Source organism: Xanthobacter nonsaccharivorans, from assembly GCF_043194755.2.
GTDB classification, from domain to species: Bacteria; Pseudomonadota; Alphaproteobacteria; order Rhizobiales; family Xanthobacteraceae; genus Xanthobacter; species Xanthobacter autotrophicus_G.
This window is the reverse complement of record NZ_CM195526.1, coordinates 3,381,471-3,396,505: the sequence shown is the minus strand read 5'-3', so window position 1 is coordinate 3,396,505 and position 15,035 is coordinate 3,381,471. Positions and strand designations below refer to the sequence as shown.

14 protein-coding genes are annotated in these 15,035 nt (G+C 68.1%); 3 read left to right on the top strand and 11 right to left on the bottom strand.

Annotated features, from left to right (window positions below; translation table 11 throughout):
• The first annotated feature begins 160 nt into the window (after positions 1 to 160).
• A complete protein-coding gene (katG, locus tag V5F59_RS15545; protein ID WP_393976114.1) occupies positions 161 to 2,335 on the top strand; it encodes a catalase/peroxidase HPI in 2,175 nt (724 codons plus the stop codon).
• Positions 2,336 to 2,390: 55 nt separating this feature from the next.
• Here katG and V5F59_RS15540 read toward each other — a convergent pair whose 3' ends face one another.
• Complete coding sequence (locus tag V5F59_RS15540; protein ID WP_393976113.1) at positions 2,391 to 3,317, bottom strand: LysR family transcriptional regulator; 927 nt, start codon at positions 3,315 to 3,317, stop codon at positions 2,391 to 2,393.
• A gap of 103 nt (positions 3,318 to 3,420) precedes the next feature.
• Here V5F59_RS15540 and V5F59_RS15535 point away from each other — a divergent pair, with 103 nt between their 5' ends.
• Positions 3,421 to 4,593 (top strand): MFS transporter, encoded by a 1,173-nt coding sequence (locus tag V5F59_RS15535; protein ID WP_393976112.1) that lies wholly within the window; start codon positions 3,421 to 3,423, stop codon positions 4,591 to 4,593.
• A 37-nt stretch (positions 4,594 to 4,630) separates the two neighbouring features.
• On the opposite strand, the gene V5F59_RS15530 is transcribed toward V5F59_RS15535, so the two are convergent.
• The 5 genes from V5F59_RS15530 to V5F59_RS15510 all read right to left on the bottom strand — a co-directional run bounded on the left by V5F59_RS15530 (position 4,631) and on the right by V5F59_RS15510 (position 9,062).
• Entirely contained in the window at positions 4,631 to 5,347 is a 717-nt protein-coding gene (locus V5F59_RS15530; RefSeq protein ID WP_393976111.1) for an ABC transporter ATP-binding protein, read from the bottom strand.
• Positions 5,344 to 6,132, bottom strand: a complete 789-nt coding sequence (locus V5F59_RS15525) for an ABC transporter ATP-binding protein (RefSeq protein ID WP_393976110.1) — start codon at positions 6,130 to 6,132, stop codon at positions 5,344 to 5,346. Before V5F59_RS15525 ends, V5F59_RS15530 begins: the two co-directional genes overlap by 4 nt.
• Positions 6,129 to 6,971, bottom strand: a complete 843-nt coding sequence (locus V5F59_RS15520) for a branched-chain amino acid ABC transporter permease (RefSeq protein WP_393976109.1) — start codon at positions 6,969 to 6,971, stop codon at positions 6,129 to 6,131. Before V5F59_RS15520 ends, V5F59_RS15525 begins: the two co-directional genes overlap by 4 nt.
• Before the next feature lie 4 nt (positions 6,972 to 6,975).
• Positions 6,976 to 7,857: a branched-chain amino acid ABC transporter permease gene (locus tag V5F59_RS15515; protein WP_393976108.1), complete on the bottom strand. Its 882-nt coding sequence runs from the start codon at positions 7,855 to 7,857 to the stop codon at positions 6,976 to 6,978.
• A 74-nt stretch (positions 7,858 to 7,931) separates the two neighbouring features.
• The gene (locus tag V5F59_RS15510) at positions 7,932 to 9,062 is read right to left on the bottom strand and encodes an ABC transporter substrate-binding protein (RefSeq protein WP_509211103.1); all 1,131 of its coding nucleotides are present in this window, start codon (positions 9,060 to 9,062) and stop codon (positions 7,932 to 7,934) included.
• 386 nt (positions 9,063 to 9,448) lie between these two features.
• On the opposite strand from V5F59_RS15510, the gene V5F59_RS15505 reads away from it, so the two are divergent.
• Positions 9,449 to 9,598 (top strand): hypothetical protein, encoded by a 150-nt coding sequence (locus tag V5F59_RS15505; RefSeq protein WP_393976106.1) that lies wholly within the window; start codon positions 9,449 to 9,451, stop codon positions 9,596 to 9,598.
• Between the two features lie 147 nt (positions 9,599 to 9,745).
• On the opposite strand, the gene V5F59_RS15500 is transcribed toward V5F59_RS15505, so the two are convergent.
• From V5F59_RS15500 to V5F59_RS15480, 5 genes are all read right to left on the bottom strand, one after another.
• On the bottom strand, positions 9,746 to 10,972 hold the full coding sequence (locus tag V5F59_RS15500; protein ID WP_393976105.1) for an acyl-CoA dehydrogenase family protein: 1,227 nt from the start codon (positions 10,970 to 10,972) through the stop codon (positions 9,746 to 9,748).
• A gap of 113 nt (positions 10,973 to 11,085) precedes the next feature.
• Entirely contained in the window at positions 11,086 to 12,075 is a 990-nt protein-coding gene (locus tag V5F59_RS15495) for an ABC transporter substrate-binding protein (RefSeq protein WP_393976104.1), read from the bottom strand.
• A 24-nt stretch (positions 12,076 to 12,099) separates the two neighbouring features.
• Positions 12,100 to 12,813 carry an ABC transporter ATP-binding protein gene (locus V5F59_RS15490; RefSeq protein ID WP_393976103.1) on the bottom strand — a complete coding sequence of 238 codons (714 nt, stop codon included), beginning with the start codon at positions 12,811 to 12,813 and terminating at the stop codon, positions 12,100 to 12,102.
• A complete protein-coding gene (locus V5F59_RS15485; protein ID WP_393976102.1) occupies positions 12,810 to 13,676 on the bottom strand; it encodes an ABC transporter permease subunit in 867 nt (288 codons plus the stop codon). The genes V5F59_RS15490 and V5F59_RS15485 overlap by 4 nt, the downstream gene beginning before the upstream one ends.
• Positions 13,677 to 13,706: 30 nt before the next feature.
• Complete coding sequence (locus V5F59_RS15480) at positions 13,707 to 14,795, bottom strand: LLM class flavin-dependent oxidoreductase (protein WP_393976101.1); 1,089 nt, start codon at positions 14,793 to 14,795, stop codon at positions 13,707 to 13,709.
• Positions 14,796 to 15,035: the final 240 nt, after the last annotated feature.

Genomic DNA, 15,035 nt, shown 5'->3' with positions numbered 1-15,035 from the left:
GAAAATGCAAATTTTCATTATCATACTTCTGGGGTAGGACTTAGCCCGTCAATGGAAGGCGCGCAGCTCGGGGCTGTGTTCCGGCATGATCGACGGATCGCAGTGCGGCGCGTGCATCTGGTGGCGCACCAGAATGCATAATCACTGTCAGGAGAGCGACATGGGCGGGAGTGAGATGAGGCCGGCCGGCAAATGCCCGGTGATGCACGGCGCGGTCACGGAAGTCGGCGAGACGAACCTTGGCTGGTGGCCGAAGGCGCTGAACCTCGACATTCTCCATCAGCACGATACCAAGACCAACCCCATGGGGGCGGCCTACAATTACCGTGAAGAGGTCAAGACGCTCGACTTCGAGGCGCTCAAGAAGGACATGCACGCCCTGATGACCGACAGCCAGGATTGGTGGCCGGCGGACTGGGGGCATTACGGTGGCCTGATGATCCGCCTGTCGTGGCACGCGGCCGGATCCTACCGCATCGCCGACGGCCGCGGCGGCGGCGGCACCGGCAACCAGCGTTTCGCCCCGCTGAATTCCTGGCCGGACAATGTAAGCCTCGACAAGGCGCGTCGCCTGCTGTGGCCGATCAAGAAGAAGTACGGCAACAAGGTCAGCTGGGCCGACCTCATCGTGCTCGCCGGCACCATCGCCTATGAATCCATGGGGTTGAAGACCTTCGGCTTCGGCTTCGGCCGCGATGACATCTGGGGCCCCGAGAAGGACACCTATTGGGGCTCGGAGAAGCAATGGCTGGCGCCGAGCGACAGCCGTTACGGGAACGTCGACGAACCCTCGACCATGGAGAACCCGCTGGCCGCGGTGCAGATGGGCCTGATCTACGTCAACCCGGAGGGTGTCAACGGCAAGCCGGACCCTCTGAAGACCGCGGCGCAGGTGCGCGAGACCTTCGCCCGCATGGCCATGAACGACGAGGAGACCGCGGCGCTGACCGCCGGCGGCCACACGGTCGGCAAGACCCACGGCAACGGCGACGCCAAGGCGCTCGGTCCCGAGCCCGAGGCGGCCGGTGTGGACCAGCAGGGCCTGGGCTGGGCGAACCCCGGCCAGAAGGGCCTTGCCAGCCGCGCCGTGACCTCAGGCCTGGAAGGCGCCTGGACGACGCATCCGACGCAGTTCGACATGGGCTACTTCGACATGCTCTTCGGCCATGAATGGGAGCTTCGCAAGAGCCCCGCGGGGGCCTCGCAATGGGAGCCGGTCAACATCAAGGAGGAAGACAAGCCGGTCGATGCCAGCAACCCGTCGATCCGGCACAACCCAATGATGACCGATGCCGACATGGCGATGAAGGTGGATCCCGTCTACAACGCGATCTGCCGGAAGTTCATGGCGGACCCCGCATATTTCCAGGACACCTTTGCCCGCGCCTGGTTTAAGCTGACCCACCGCGACATGGGCCCGAAGGTCCGCTACATCGGCCCGGACGTCCCGAAGGAAGACCTGATCTGGCAGGATCCGGTCCCGGCCGGCCGCACGGATTACGACGTGGCCGCGGTCAAGGCGAAAATCGTCAACAGCGGCCTTTCGGCCAGCGAGCTGATCGCCACCGCCTGGGACAGCGCCCGCACCTTCCGCGGCTCCGACATGCGCGGCGGCGCCAACGGCGCGCGCATCCGCCTTGCCCCGCAGAAGGACTGGGAAGGCAACGAGCCGGCGCGCCTCGCCAAGGTGCTCGGCGTGCTGGAAGGCATCGCGGCCGAGACGGGGGCGAGCATCGCCGACGTCATCGTCCTCGGCGGCAACGTGGGCGTGGAGCAGGCCGCCAAGGCGGCGGGCGTCGACGTCACCGTGCCGTTCGCGCCCGGCCGCGGCGACGCGACGGACGCGACGACCGACGCCGCGTCCTTCGCGGTGCTGGAGCCGATCCACGACGGGTATCGCAACTGGCTGAAGAAGGACTACGTGGTGAGCGCGGAGGAGCTCATGCTCGACCGCACCCAGCTGATGGGCCTGACCGCGAACGAAATGACCGTCCTGGTCGGCGGCATGCGCGTCCTCGGGACCAATTACGGCGGCACCAAGCACGGGGTGTTCACCGACAGGGAAGGCGCGCTGACGACCGACTTCTTCGTCAACCTCACCGACATGGGCAATGTGTGGAAGCCGGCGGGCAACGGCCTCTACGAGATCCGCGATCGCAAGACCGATGCGCTGAAGTGGACTGCGACGCGCATGGATCTCGTGTTCGGATCCAACGCGATCCTGCGGGCATATGCCGAGGTCTATGCCCAGGACGACAACAAGGAGAAGTTCGTCAAGGACTTCGTTGCCGCCTGGACGAAGGTGATGACCGCGGATCGCTTCGATCTGGCGTGATGAACAAGGACCTCCCCCCGCGCCTGCTCGGGGGGAGGTCTCGGCCCGTGGAGGATCAGCCGTGCTCGGGGCCGGCGCCCCGCAGGTTCTCCGCAAGGAAATCCACGAACACCCGCACCCGCGCCGGCGTGTTGGCCCCGCCGATGAAGACCGCATGAATGCTTTCCCGGTCCTGCGGGTTGAACGCCTCCAGCAGCGGCACCAGGGCACCGTGCGCGAACTCGCCCCGTGCGAAGGCCTCGTCGATGTGGAAGTTGCCGACCCGGGTGATGCCGACGCCCTGGGCCGCGAGCTGCACCAGCGTCTCGCCATTGTTGGCGGTGATGTTGCCCTTCACCGCCAGCATGTAGTCCCGCCCGTTTTCGCGGAACGGCCAGCCGGGCTCGATGCGGCGGAAGCTGAAGTCGAGACAGTTGTGATGCGCGAGGTCCGCCGGCACCCGCGGCGTGCCGTGGCGCGCGAGATAGTCGGGCGAGGCGAGCACCGTGCGGCCGGTCTCGCCGAGGCGCCGGGCGGTGACCGGGCTGTCCAGGAGCGGGCCGAAGCGGATCGCGACGTCCACGCGCCCGCCCAGCACGTCGGCCACCTCGTCGCTCAGCTCCATTTCCACCTCGATCTCCGGGTAGCGCGCCACGAACGCGCCGAGCAGCGGCACGATGACCATGCGGCCATGGGCCATGGCGGCGCTGACGCGGATGCGGCCGCGCGGGCTCGCCCGGTCGGCGAGGGCGGTCTCCGTCTCGTCGAGGTCGGCGAGGATGCGCCGGGCCGCGCGGGCATAAGTCTCCCCTTCCGTCGTGAGGCGCAGCTGGCGCGTGGTGCGCACCATGAGCCGCACCCCCAGCCGTGCCTCGATGCGGGCGACGATCCGGCTCACCGCAGATGGCGTGAGGCCCAGCTCCCGCGCCGCGCCCGACAGGCTGCCGGCACAGGCCACCTTCAGGAAGATGGCCATTTCCCCCGTTCGGTCGGCGCGCTCCATTCGTGATTCCCGCGCAAAGATGCTTGACCCGAAGGCTCACTACTGAAGCCGTCGTCTGTCAATCATATTCCGGCAAGGAACAATTCGGCGGAGCTTCTCAGCCATGAAGATCAATCCACCCCTGCTGGCGCTGGCCATCGGCGCGTTCGGCATCGGCGTGACCGAGTTCGCGCCCATGGGCATGCTTCCGGTGATCGCGAACGACCTCGGCGTCTCCATCCCCATGGCGGGCCTGCTGGTCAGCGCCTATGCCTTCGGCGTGCTGGTGGGCGCGCCCATCATGACGCTCGCCTTTGCCGGCATGCCGCGCCGGCGGCTGCTGATGCTCTCCATGGGCATCTTCACCGTCGGCAACCTCATCTCCGCCTTCGCCGACGGCTATTGGGCCCTGCTCGCCGGGCGCATCGTCACCTCCTTCAACCACGGCGCCTTCTTCGGCGTCGGCGCGGTGGTGGCGGCGAGCGTGGTGCCACCGGAGAAGCGGGCCGGCGCGGTGGCCGCCATGTTCTCGGGGCTCACCCTCGCCACCATCGGCGGCGTGCCGCTGGCAGCCTGGGTGGGCGAGACCGTGGGCTGGCGCACGGCCTTCTTCGGCATCGCGATCATCGGCGCCGTGGCCATGCTGGCCGTGCGCGTCTCGCTGCCGCAGCTGAAGGTCGACGGCCAGACCGACATGCGCTCGGAACTGAAGGTTCTGGCGCGCGGCCCGGTGCTCGCCGCCCTGCTGCTCACGGTGGTGAGCGCCAGCGCCATGTTCACCGTCTTCACCTACATCGCGCCGATCCTGCGCGTTGAGACGGGCGCGGCCTCGGGCTTCGTCACCGCCATGCTGATCGTCTACGGGCTGGGGCTCGCCGTGGGCAATTGGATGGGCGGGCGCTTCGCGGACCGCTCGCTCGACGGCACGCTCATCGGCTCGCTCGTGGCGGTGGTGGTCCTCCTGGTGCTGTTCGCGGGCGGCATGGGCTCGAAGGCGGCCACGGTGCCGCTCGTCTTCCTCTGGGGCATTGCCAGCTTCGCGCTTGTTCCGCCGCTGCAGATGCGGGTGGTGAGCGAGGCGGCGGAGGCGCCCAACCTCGCCTCGGCCATGAATATCGGCGCCTTCAACCTGGGCAACGCCCTCGGCGCGGCGCTGGGCGGGGCGGTGATCGACGCGGGCCTCGGCTATCCGGCGGTGTCACTGGCCGGCGCGGCTACCGCCCTCGCGGGCCTCGCCTTCACCTTGCTGCTGCGGCGCGGGCGCCGGCGGCTGGAGGTCGCGCCCGCCTGCGGTTGAGGCGGCGGGCGCACGGGCCCCGTGCGCTGCGGCGCCCTCAGTGCCCGCCCAGATAGGCGGCGATCACCTGCGGATTCTCGGCGATTTCCGCACCCGGACCCTGCATCGTGATGCGGCCGCCTTCCAGGACATAAGCGTAGTCGGCGATCTCCAGCGCCGCCTGCGCGTTCTGCTCCACCAGCAGGATCGTGACGCCCTCGCGCTTCAGGTCGGTGACGATCCGGAAGATCTCCTCCACGAACAGGGGCGCCAGCCCCATGCTCGGCTCGTCGAGCAGGAGGAGCTGGGGCGCTCCCATCAAGGCGCGGCCGAGGGCCAGCATCTGCTGCTCGCCGCCCGAAAGAAGCCCGGCCTGCTGCGCCAGGCGCTCCTGCAGGCGAGGGAAGCGCGCCAGCACCTTCTCGCGCCGGTTCCGGAATTCCTCGGGGCCGGGGGCCTGAAGGCCGCCCAGCCGCAGGTTCTCCTCGATGCTCATCTCGGCAAACACCTGCCGCCCTTCGGGCACCTGGCGGATGCCGAGCCGGGCGATCCGGTGGGCCGGGGCATTGGTGATGTCCACGCCATCGAAGTGGATGCTTCCCGCCGTGGTCTTGAGGAGCCCCGACAGCCCCCGCATGGTGGTCGTCTTCCCCGCGCCGTTGGCGCCGATCAGGCACACCACGGAACCCTCAGGCACCGTGAGGTCGATGCCCTTGACGACCGCGGCGCGCCCGTAGCCGAGCTGCAGGCCGGAAACCTTGAGAAGGTCCTTCATGCGTCCAGCATCCTCGACAGCCGTTCCGCGACCTTCTTGCCGAGATAGGCTTCAATGACCTGAGGATCGTTGCGGATCGACAGCGGGTCGCCCTCAGCGATCTTTCGGCCGAAATTCAGCACGGTGATGCGGTCGCACAGATCCATGACGAACCTCATGTCGTGCTCGACCAGGAGAAGCGAGATATCTCGCTCGCCGAGCCGCCTGAGCAGCACGGCCAGCTCGCGCGTCTCGGCCGGGTTCATGCCCGCCGCAGGCTCGTCCAGCAGCAGCAGCCGCGGCCGGCTGGCGAGGGCGCGGGCGATCTCCAGCCGCCGTTGCTCGCCATAGGCGAGGCTGCCGGAGCGGACGTTCGCCCTGTCGGTGAGGCCGACGAACTCCAGCAGCTCCATGGCCTGCGCCTTGGCGGCGCGCTCCCCGGCGCCGGAACCGGGAAGGAGGGCCTTCCAGCCCGGCGTCTCCAGCCTAGTGTGCATTCCGGTCAGCACGTTCTCGAGCGCGGTCATGTCGGAGAACACGCGGATGTTCTGGAAGGTCCTGGCCAGGCCGAGCCGGGTCCGCGCATAGGGCGGCGATGCCGTCACGTCGCGGCCTTCCAGGGTCAGGGTGCCGGAGGTGGGCTGAAGCAAGCCGGAGACGAGGTTGAACAGCGTCGTCTTGCCCGCTCCGTTGGGGCCGATGATGCCGTGGACCGAGCCGGTGGCCACGTCGACATCCACCCCGTCGACGGCGAGGAGGCCGCGGAACTGCATCGTCAGGCCGCGTGCGGAAAGCAAGGGGCTCATGGCGCTCTCCTCAGGCGGAAGGGAAGGATGCCCCGCGGGAGAAACAGGATCGCCAGTACGATGATGAGCCCGTTGATGACGAGGCGGAAGTCCGCGAGCGGGCGCAGGACCTCCGGCAGCGCCGTGAGGACCATGGCCCCGACCACCGGGGCCACGGGCGTGCCGATGCCGCCCAGCAGGGCGAAGCTGAGGATGCTCACGGCCGTTTCGAAACCGTATTCGTTGGGGCCGATGAAGCTGTTCGAGTGGGCCGAGAGGCACCCGGCCAGACCGGCGATCATGGACGAGACGATGAGCGCGCCGAGCTTGTAGCGCGGGAGATTGATGCCCATGACGCCGGCGGCCATCTCGTCCTCCCGCATCGCCTCCATGGCCCGGCCGATCCTGGTCCGGCCGATGGTCCAGAACCCGGCCACGAACAGGACCAGCAGGGCATAGATGAGGGGCAGGCTTGCCTTCTGCGGGATGCCGGAGAGCCCGAGCGCGCCGCCGGTGACGCTGTCCAGATTGATGTAGAACACCCGCAGGACCTCGCCCAGCGCGATGGTCGCGATGGCGAGGTAGACGCCATCCAGCCGCAGCGTCGGGCCGCCGATGACAAGCGCGACCATTGCCGGCACCACGGCGGACAGGGGCAGGACCACGTAGAATGGCAGGCCGAGCTTGAGCGTCAGAAGGGCGCCGGTGTAGGCGCCGATGCCCATGAATGCCGCCTGCCCGAGCGAAAGCTGCCCCAGCGCCATCACGCAATACATGGACAAGGCCAGCAGTCCGTTGACCCCCAGCGCGTGGATCAAGTTCTCGTACGTGAACAGAAAATCGTCCAGCCACTCCGTCATCGCCTCATGCCCTTTTGGCTTGTGCACGGCCGAACAGGCCGACCGGGCGGATCCAGAGGGTCAGCACCAGGATGGTGAAGGCGACGGCGTCCTTGGCGTTGGAGGAGATGTAGCCGGCCGTCAGCACCTCCAGCACGCCCAGAAGAATGCCGGCCACCAGCGCGCCGCGGATGTCCCCGAGCCCGCCGACGATGATCACGGCGAACCCGCGCAGCATCATGGTCTCGCCCATGAACGGCTGGATGGCGTTGAAGTTCAGCCCGATCAGAACGCCGGCCGCCCCGCCCAGAAGGCCGGACAGGAACGACACGGCAACCACCGTGGCGTCCACGTTGATGCCCATCAGGCGGGCGGCGTCCTCGTTCTGCGCCAGCGCGCGGATCATCAGGCCGAGGCGCGTGTACTGGAGGAGCACGAAGAGCATCAGCACCAGAAGCAGGGTGGTGCCGATGATCAATATCTGCACCTGCGACACGCGGATGCCCGCGATCTCCAGCGCCGTGTTGCTGACGAAGCCGAAGGGAAAGCGCTGGATGTCCGTGCCGAGAAACGCCGCCATCAGGGCATAGAGCGCAAGGACCGCACCCAGCGTCACCATCAGCGAGGAGAGCTCCCCCGCCTTGCTGCGGCGCAGCCGGGTGAGAAGCACGCCGTCCACCACCACCGCCACCAGCCCGGCGGCCAGCGCGCCCGCTGGAAGCGCCGTCCAGATGGACAGCCCCAGCGTGCGCGCCAGCGACAATGCGACGAGGGCGCCTACGGAAAAGTAGAAGCCATACGTCAGGTTTATGACCCGGAGCACGCCGAAGGTCAGGGTGAACCCAAGGGCGAACAGGGCATATGTCGACCCGAGGACGAGACCATTGACCAACTGTTGGGAAAGCATCGACCAGCTTCACTCTGGCTTGACGGAGGCGCGCTCCGATCGTTGGGAAAACCTGGGACGGGTGCCGGTCGCGGCTATTCCAGGATCTGGAACTTGCCGCCCTTCATGGTCAGCACGACCACGCCCTCCGCCGAGGCCGGATCGCGGCCAGGTGTGAAGCTGAACGGGCCCATCACGCCGCTGTGGCGGGTCTTCAGCAGGGCCTCGCGGATGGCATCGCTGTCGCTCGCGCCGGCCGCGTCGACGGCCTTGGCGACGATGTGCATCGTGTCGTAGGCCTGGGCGGCGAACTGGTCCGGGTCCTTGCCGTACTTCTTGCGGAAGTCGCTGACGAACTTCACATTCGCCGCGTCCTTCTTGTCGACGAACCAGGGGCTTCCGACGAGCAGGCCGTCCGCGGCTTCGCCGGCGATCTCGCCGAGCTTGGGCGAGTTCGCGCCGTTGCCGCCGATGAAGCGCACGCTGGCGGGGATGCCGAGCTGGCGGGCCTGCAGGAGGACGCCGGAGATGGGCTCCACCAGCGCGGACACCGTGATGGCATCCACGTTCAGCCCCTTGATCTTGGTCAGCTGGGCGGAGAAGTCCGTGTCCTTGCTGCCGAAGGTTTCGATGGTGGCGATGTTCAGGCCCAGCGCCTCGGCCGCGGCCTTCATGGAATCGAAGCCGGATTTGCTGAAGGCGTCGTCATTGGCGTACATCATCGCGATGGTCTTGACGCCGAACTTGTCCTTGGCGGTCTTCAGCGTCACCGGCACCACGTCGGCTTCGGGCAGGGAAGTGCGGAAAATGTAGGGGCCCATCTCGGTGATGCCCTTGGCGGTGGTCGAGGTGCCCACCGTCACGACCTTTCGCTGATTGGTCACCGGGCCCACGGCGAACATTTCGTTGGAAAGGGTCGGGCCGATGATCACCGGCACCTTGTCGCGGCCGACCAGCTTGCGCGCGGCGTTGACGGCCTGGTCCTTGTTGCCGGCCGAGTCCTCGATAACCAGCGTCAGCTTCTTGCCGCCGAGGACGCCACCCGCGCTGTTGATCTCGTCCAGCGCCATTTCGAGCCCGGCCTTGATGGCGATGCCGTAGCTGGCGCTCGGCCCGGAAAGGATCTCGATCGCTCCGATGGGCACTTCCTGCTGGGCGAACGCTGCGGTAGCCGTGACCGTGGCGATAGCGAACGCTCCCGCGGCCAGAAGTGAGCGGGTCATCATGAGTCCTCCCTCGAAGCGGGCCCTTTTTGGGCGTCGAATTTGTAGTTGGGCCGGGAAAGCTCGTCCATTGAAAACCGAAGGATGTGTGACCCTGCGGGTTCCGGCGAAGACATGCGCTATCGTAAAGAAGTAAATATGTATATACTCGATGTATCTTATTTTGTTTATGATTGAGAAATAATATTATGAAATATAATTATCTGATATATCTATATTTCAATATAAATATGTTAAGTAAAATAAATTTCTTTGGCAGATATATATTTTTATAGAATGTAGGTATCGGCTGGTGCCGATCTGCCTGCCAGCTTTGCTTCGGAAACGTGATGGGCTGCCTCGGAGCCGCTCCACGGTCGTCAAGGCCGTGGACGAAACACCCCTCGCCGATGTCCCTCACCGACCGGGACGCCGGGCGTCCGGCGCCGCGTATGGGCGAGACGCTGGCAGGCATATGGAAGGCGGGCATGGCGCGCAAGCCGATCATCGACGAGGTCGCGCTGGGCGATCTCGCGGGAGGCTCGTGGAAAGCGCCTTGAGAGATCGGAACGAGGGAAGTCGCCGGAGCGCGGGGGCTTCAAGGCGGACGGCGCCCCCTGGAAGGACGCATCACGCCCGGGCCGTCGCATGACGGCGGCCCGGGCGCCTTGGGGATCCTGGAGCGGGTGCGCCCGTGGGCCGCCGGGTCAGAAGAACCCCTTGTCCGGCAGCGGCGTGCCGTTGACGAGGAGGGCGCCGATGGCCTGGGCCTTGTAGCTCACCGGATTGTGGGAGGCGATGGTGCGGGCGTTTCGCCAGTGGCGGTCGAGATTGTAGCGGCGCTCGGTGGCGGAGGCGCCGCCGGCCTCGAACAGGAGCGAGCCGCTGCGCAGCGCAAGGTCGTCCACGACGATCTTGGCCTGGGCCGCCGCGAGGGCGGCGTCCGCCGCCAGCACGCCGTCGGGTTCGCCGCGGTCGCGCGCCGCGCCGGTGCGGTCGAGGGCGTCGGCGGCGGCGAGCACGGTGGCCTCGGCGGCGAAGGCGTTGGCGGCGAGCTGGCCGATGGCCTGCTGGAGCAGCAGATCGTCGGCTGGACGCGGCGTGTGGGCATAATAGAAGCTGCGCTGGCGTCGCTTCAGCAAGGCGACCGCCTCGTCGAGGGCGCCGCGCGCGATGCCCGCCACCACCGAGGTCAGGAAGAGCTGGGCCTGGGTGTTGGAATAGCTGAGGCCATAGCCGCGACCGGGGACGTCGAACACCGCTTCCACGGCTTCCACCCGCACATGGGTGTAGCGGGTGGTGCCGGAGGCGGTCAGGCGCTGGCCGGCGCCATCCCAGTCGTCGAGGATCTCGATGCCCTCCCGTTTCACCGGGATGATGACGGAGGCGAGACGTCGCTCCGCGTCGGCCGCGCGCACCAGCACGGCGTCGGCGTAGAGGGTGCCGGTGCTGTAGAATTTCACGCCGTCGAGCCGAAAGCCCTCGCCATCGGGGGTGAGCAGCGTGTCGGGTCGCGTCCCGCCGGCCGGATTGGCGCCGGTCTCGGTGCTGGCGAGGCCGAAGATGGCGCCGTCGCGCACCTGGGCCTGCCACGCGCGGCCCTGCGCGTCATACGGCGTGCGGGCGTATTGCTCGGCCACGGTGAAATGGTTGCGGAAGATGTGGGCGACGTTCGCGTCCGCCGCGGCGAGGCGGATGGCGATGGCGTAGAGCTCCCGGAAGGATGCGCCGGCACCGCCATCCTCCTTGCGCAGCCGGAGCGCGCCGAAGCGGGCGCTCCGGAGCAGGTCGATGGCTTCAAAAGGCAGGATGCGGTCGCGTTCCCGCTCGGCGGCGCCGAGGGCGATGTGGTCGAACAGGCGCTGCCATTCCGGCGAGGCGATATCCGGCGGTGCGGTGAGGCGGAACGACAGGTCGGTGACGGGAAGGTTCATGATGAGTCCTGGGCATGGGGCTGGTGGGCCGGAGCCTGATCCGGCCGGCTTCAGCCGGATCGACGGTTCGGGCCTCCGGACCGGAGGCGGGGAGGGGGGCGGGCGGCGCGGCCTCAGAACGTCGCGAGGTGGTCGGAGACCGTGATCTTCTCGGGCAGGATCTTGCGCTCCGCCAGCCAGTCGGCCGCCTTCTGCAGCTGCGCGACGAACGCCGCATCGGACGCCGGGAACAGCGTGTAGTGCCGCTTGCGCTCGATGAACTGGTCCCGGATCGCGTCGCTGTAGCCGGCGCGCTTCTGCACGATGGTCTCGGCCTCGACGACGTTGGCGTTGGTCCACTTGGCCTCGGTCTCGTAGGCGCTCGCGACAGCCTTCACGATCTGCGCATTCTCCTGCGCGAACTTCCGGCTGGTCACGTAGGAGCTGTAGTCGATGAAGAAATCGAGGTCGCGGTCCTCGAGGAAGATGTCGTGCGCCTTGTATTCGAGCCGCGCGATGTCCACGCCGGGGCTCCACATGGACCAGGCGTCCACCTTGCCCGAGGCCAGCGCGGGGGCGGCATCCGGCGGATTGAGATAGACGAACTTCACCTTGGAGCGGTCGATCCCGTGCTTCTCCAGGGCGGCGACGAGCAGGAACTCGCCGAGGCCGGACCGGTTCACCGCCACCGACTTGCCGACCAGATCCTCCACCTTGTTGATGCCGGAATCGTCCTTGGCGATGATCGCCGTCGTGCGCGGCTCGTAGAGCACGAACTGGGAGAACACCAGGGGCGAGCCGGCGATGATGGCGGCGAAGGCAGGCGTCGTGGAGCCGCCGAAGCCGAAGTCCGCGCTGCCGCCGGTCACCGCCTGGAGGGTCGGCGCATGGTTCGGGAACGGGCCGAGCCATTCCACCTTGATGCCCTTTTCCCCCAGGGCCTTCTCGAAGACGCCGCGCTCCTTGGCGATCAGGGTCAGGCCGTGGAAGCCCCAGGTGAGGCGCACGGTGTCGGTGTTGCGGGTGTCCTTCTGCGCCGCGGCGGCGAACGGCAACAGCCCGGAGGCGGCGGCGAGGCCGGTGGCAAGGAACTGGCGGCGGGAGGGGCTGAGGAAGGAGGACATGGAGGTCTCGTCGGAAATGGGGGGTCAGGCGCTCGGGAGGTCGTTCTCGACCCCGAGCTCGGCGAGGAGGGCGGACCGGCTGGCGGCAGGCCACCCGGGTGCCGGGGGACGATGCTCCGCGGCGATGACGCCGCCGCGCATGACCAGGATGCGGTCCGCCAGCGCGATGGCTTCCTCCACGTCGTGGGTGACGAGGAGGACGCCGGGACGGTGACGGGCCACCAGGTCTTTCACCAGCACGTGCATGCGGATGCGGGTCAGTGCATCGAGGGCGGCGAAGGGCTCGTCGAGCAGCAGAAGCTCGGGCTCCTGGACCAGGGCACGGGCCAGCGCGACCCTCTGGGCCTGGCCGCCGGAAAGATTGCGCGGCCAGTCGTCGAGCCGGCCGCCGAGGCCCACTTCGGCAAGGGCCGCGGCGGCGCGCGCCCGCGCGTCTCGCGCGTCCAGGCCAAGCGCCACGTTCCGCCACAGGCTGTCCCATGGCAGAAGGCGGTGCTCCTGGAACACCACGGCCGGCCGCCCGGGCGCCTCGATGCGCCCGCCATCGATGGGGTCGAGGCCGGCGAGGGCGCGCAGCAGGGTGGTCTTGCCGCAGCCGCTCTCGCCAAGCAGCGCCACGAACTCGCCCCGGCCGATGGTGAGGTCGAGCCGGTCGATGACCACCCGGTCGCCATAGGCGCGGGTGAGGCCGGCGACACGGACCGCCGGCTTTGCCTGGTCCAGCTGCGGCACGGTCATCGGCCCGCCCCGCCGAAGTTCGGGTGCCACGCCAGCAGCCGGCGCTCGAGCAGGCGCGCGACGGAATCCGCCACCACGCCGATGAGGGCGTAGATGACGATGGTCAGCACCACCACGTCGGTGCGCAGGAACTCGCGCGCATCCATGGCGAGGAAGCCGATGCCGGCCTGGGCGCCGATGGTCTCCGCCACCACCAGCGCCAGCCAGGCGGTCGCGAGCGAGTAGCGCACGCCGGTCAGGATCGAGGGCAGGGCCCCCGGCAGGACGATGCGGGTGATCATCTGGAGGGTGGACAGGCCTTGCACCCGGCCGAGCTCCAGGAGCTTGGGATCGACCTGCCGGATGCCGAGGGTGGTGTTGATGTAGATGGGGAAAGCGACGCCCAGCGCGACGAGGAAGATCTTCTGTCCCTCGCCCACGCCGAACCACACGATCACCAGCGGCAGCAGCGCGAGGAAGGGGATGGCGCGCACCATCTGGACGCTGCGGTCGACCAGGGCCTCGGCGATGCGCGAGAAGCCGACGAGGATGCCCAGAGCGAAGGCGATGCTGCCGCCGATGGCGAAGCCGGCCGCGGCCCGCAGCAGGCTGGTGACGAGGTCCTCAAGCAGGGAGCCCGAGGTGGCGAGCTTGAAGGCCGTGCGCACGACCTTGCTCGGCGCGGGCAGGACCTGGGGCGTGACGAAACCCGTCTGGGCGAGGATCTCCCACGCCACCACCAGCAGCACCGGCGCAACCCAGGACAGGATGAGGAGATGGGATGCGCCGAGGCGCACGCGGGGGCGCCGTCGTCCTCCGGACTCCGGTCGCGGCCCCGCGAGGGCGGGCAGGGGAAGGGTTGCTGTGTGCTCGGCGTTGCTCAAGGCGCACCTCGGCGGGGGCGGGAGGGGAGGTCAGCCCGCCTGCGCGACGCGCAGGTCGGCGGCAGCACCGGGGGCGGGGCGGTCGAGGCGGGGAAAGATCTCCGCCGCGAAGCGCCGGAGCTCGGCGCGCAGCGGCTGGAACTGCAGCATGAACAGCTCGATGCCGGCGGCATGGAAGGCCCGGATGCGCTCGGCCACCTGGTCGTAGCTGCCCACGAGGCCCGCGGCGGTGCCCCCGTTGGTGCCCACACGCGGCGACTTGGCGAAGGTTCGGATCATCACCACATTGGGGTCGGTGCGGGCCGCCTGCTCCTGCTTGGCCGGCGCATCCCTGGCGGCGAGGGCGAGCAGCCGGCGATATTCCTCCTCGGCCTCGCGCTCGCTCTCGCGGGCGATGACGAAGGCCGCAAGCCCGTAGGCGAGCGGCGCGCCGCGCCGCGGGCGCCGGGTGAGGTCGGCGATGATCGCCTGCACGTCTTCGATGGGCTGGCCGTTGATGAAGAAGACATCCGCATGGTCGGCGGCAAGCGCGCGGGCGGGCTCGGATTCCCCGCCGAGATAGATGCGGGGACGCGCCCGCACGGGGCTGGCCGGCGACAGGCGATAGTCGCTGATCCGGAAGTGCTCGCCGGCGTGGCTGACCGTCTCGCCCGCCATCAGCCGCTCGACGACGCTGATCCATTCCCGCCCGTAGGCGTAGCGCGCATCGTGCTCGCCGAAGGCGATGCCCGCCTTCTCGAACTCGGCGCGGTTCCAGGCGTTGACGAGATTGAAGCCGAACCGTCCCTGCGAGATGTTCTCGATCTGCAGCGCCATCTTCGCCAGCACGACCGGATGGTAGAGGTAGGGCTTGATGGCCGCGAGGATCTCGATGCGGCTGGTCAGGGCGGCGAGAGCGGCGGACGCGGTCCACGCTTCCAGCTGGTCCTTCTCGGGCAGATGCGGATTGACGGTGTGCTGCGCCACCAGCGTCGCGTCATAGCCCAGCGCTTCGGCTTCCAGCACGGTGTCCCGGTTGTGCGGCCAGGAGGCGTCGAACGGCTCGGCCGGATCCTGCCATGCGGCCCGCGGGCCATGGACGGGCGCCCAGACGCCGATGCGGAGAGGAGGAAGGGTCATGAGTCACCAAAATTAATAAAGTCGATAGACAAAATTATTTCATGCGATTGTCAACCCCGGAGGGTGCCGATGCCCGGAAGGGCCCTGTCGGGGCTCCCTATGCCGAGCCCGGCCCGTCGCCCGGCGGTGGCCCGCCGTCTTCGAGCTGCGAAATGCGCTCCGGCAAGGCGCGTCGATATAAAGTTTACTATTTCAATCAAAATTATATGATATGGATCATCGCAGCGCAGCGCGTGCCCT

What these genes read in the sequence shown, in the direction of transcription:
- katG (WP_393976114.1), top strand. Translation starts at nt 161, where the DNA reads ATGGGCGGGAGTGAGATGAGGCCGGCCGGCAAATGCCCGGTGATGCAC.
- V5F59_RS15540 (WP_393976113.1), bottom strand. Translation starts at nt 3,317, where the DNA reads ATGGAGCGCGCCGACCGAACGGGGGAAATGGCCATCTTCCTGAAGGTG.
- V5F59_RS15535 (WP_393976112.1), top strand. Translation starts at nt 3,421, where the DNA reads ATGAAGATCAATCCACCCCTGCTGGCGCTGGCCATCGGCGCGTTCGGC.
- V5F59_RS15530 (WP_393976111.1), bottom strand. Translation starts at nt 5,347, where the DNA reads ATGAAGGACCTTCTCAAGGTTTCCGGCCTGCAGCTCGGCTACGGGCGC.
- V5F59_RS15525 (WP_393976110.1), bottom strand. Translation starts at nt 6,132, where the DNA reads ATGAGCCCCTTGCTTTCCGCACGCGGCCTGACGATGCAGTTCCGCGGC.
- V5F59_RS15520 (WP_393976109.1), bottom strand. Translation starts at nt 6,971, where the DNA reads ATGACGGAGTGGCTGGACGATTTTCTGTTCACGTACGAGAACTTGATC.
- V5F59_RS15515 (WP_393976108.1), bottom strand. Translation starts at nt 7,857, where the DNA reads ATGCTTTCCCAACAGTTGGTCAATGGTCTCGTCCTCGGGTCGACATAT.
- V5F59_RS15510 (WP_509211103.1), bottom strand. Translation starts at nt 9,062, where the DNA reads ATGATGACCCGCTCACTTCTGGCCGCGGGAGCGTTCGCTATCGCCACG.
- V5F59_RS15505 (WP_393976106.1), top strand. Translation starts at nt 9,449, where the DNA reads ATGTCCCTCACCGACCGGGACGCCGGGCGTCCGGCGCCGCGTATGGGC.
- V5F59_RS15500 (WP_393976105.1), bottom strand. Translation starts at nt 10,972, where the DNA reads ATGAACCTTCCCGTCACCGACCTGTCGTTCCGCCTCACCGCACCGCCG.
- V5F59_RS15495 (WP_393976104.1), bottom strand. Translation starts at nt 12,075, where the DNA reads ATGTCCTCCTTCCTCAGCCCCTCCCGCCGCCAGTTCCTTGCCACCGGC.
- V5F59_RS15490 (WP_393976103.1), bottom strand. Translation starts at nt 12,813, where the DNA reads ATGACCGTGCCGCAGCTGGACCAGGCAAAGCCGGCGGTCCGTGTCGCC.
- V5F59_RS15480 (WP_393976101.1), bottom strand. Translation starts at nt 14,795, where the DNA reads ATGACCCTTCCTCCTCTCCGCATCGGCGTCTGGGCGCCCGTCCATGGC.